Origin of the sequence: Defluviitalea phaphyphila (assembly GCF_001466305.1) — a bacterium.
Classification (GTDB): Bacteria; Bacillota; Clostridia; order Lachnospirales; family Defluviitaleaceae; genus Defluviitalea_A; species Defluviitalea_A phaphyphila.
This window is the reverse complement of the sequence record NZ_JWID01000064.1, coordinates 683-1,621: the sequence shown is the minus strand read 5'-3', so window position 1 is coordinate 1,621 and position 939 is coordinate 683. Positions and strand designations below refer to the sequence as shown.

The following is a 939-nucleotide window of genomic DNA, read 5'->3' as shown; positions in this document are numbered from 1 at the left end:
AAAACTATATGATATTTACAATTCCATTTGGTATGTGCTAAACTATTTATATCCAATTGGATATTCCTCCTTTTGTAATTTAATGTTGGTTGGTCAGACCTAACTTTAATTTTACATTAGGAGGATTCTTTTTTCTGCTCACCGCTAGAAGCTTTTTAGAACCACCTGTAGAACAGGTGGTTTTCAATATACAATAATGGAGTGAGATTTAAAAGAATCTCACTCCAACTATTGACAAAGATACGAATTTAATAATTTAAAATTTTACAATAAACTATCTTTAAGTGCTTTTTCTAACATGGTATCAAAATCAGAATATGTATCCATTAACGCTCCTGATGGTTTATCAAGTTCAACATAAACTTGATTAAATAAGTCAAAACAATACCAACTAATATCACTTTCACCAAAAAACATATATTGTTTTTGGTGTTCATTTTGATACCAGATTTCATTGTTCTCCACATATCCATAAACTGTATCGTTATTTGAGATATCCTCTAACGAGCTGTCCACTCCATAAAAAATAAATCCATTAAATTCAAACCCATTAACTGTTCTTAAAAAATCTATATACTTCTGTGGTAAATTAATCCCAAATTTTTTTTTGACAGTTTTTTTTAAAATCTCAATTTGATATTCTGATGCTGAGCTATTAAAAAAATCTCCATCTTCTTCTACAATTTTTCTTATATCTAACAACAATTCTTTCCACATAATAACCACTTCTTTCTAATTAGTTTTTGTTAGTCTTTAAAGGAAATTTTAATATTTTAATAAAAACTCCTTTCTCGCTTTGTTGTTTTAGTTACTGCCAGAAAGGAATTTTATTTTATCAAATATTTATACAATAATTAGTACTATTAAAATTTTATATTATATTTATTATCAATTAAAACATATTGTATAACGTCATCTTAATTTTATTCTTCAGGAAAA

General features: G+C 26.1%; 1 protein-coding gene. It reads right to left on the bottom strand.

Features of this window, described 5'->3' with window-relative positions; all coding sequences use genetic code 11:
- Positions 1-264: 264 nt before the first annotated feature.
- The gene (locus tag OM90_RS12145; RefSeq protein ID WP_058487112.1) at positions 265-717 is read right to left on the bottom strand and encodes a YrhA family protein; all 453 of its coding nucleotides are present in this window, start codon (positions 715-717) and stop codon (positions 265-267) included.
- Positions 718-939: the final 222 nt, after the last annotated feature.